At 67.4% G+C, this 596-nt stretch carries 1 protein-coding gene; it reads left to right on the top strand.

What is annotated here, in order from left to right:
* A partial coding sequence (locus AC1D00_RS44395) for a DUF2125 domain-containing protein (protein WP_477015113.1) occupies positions 1–596 on the top strand: 596 nt, incomplete at both ends.

Raw genomic sequence — 596 nt, forward strand, 5'->3', positions numbered from 1 at the left:
GTTCACGGCCAGGCTCGACAACATCCTGATCGTCGCCCAGGTCTACGATCCCAAGCGCGTCATCGCCGAATTCTCCGCGCCGGCAACCCTCACCGACGGCGTTACGCAAAACACCTTCGTGGTGAACTGGAGCAAGGGCCGCAGCAGCGTGGTCGGCCTGCCGGCGGTGCCGGATCGCGCCTCCCTCGTGTTCGACGATCCCGTCATCAACCGGCTCGACGGCAGCGTGCAGGTGCCGCTCGCGCGCGCCAAGCAGGTCGAGCTGCACGGGCGCCTCGCGGAGGGATCGCCGTCCGATCATCCCGTGATCGAGACCGTGCTCCATGTCGCGCAGGGCAGCATCCAGGGTGTTCATCCCTTGCTCGCCGAGCCGTTCGAGGCGGATACGCGCGCCAAGGTCACCGGCCTCTCCGACCTCACGCCAAAGCCATGGCCGCAGCGCTTCCGCGAGATCCAGGCCGCCGGCGGTCATATCGAGATCGTGCAGTCGCGGATCCAGCAGGGCGAGATGATCGCGGTCGCAGCCGGCACGCTCGGACTCTCGGTCAATGGCCGACTCGACGGCGAATTGCAGATGACGGTGACCGGCCTCGAGC

This window comes from Bradyrhizobium sp. P2_E8 (genome assembly GCF_056403875.1).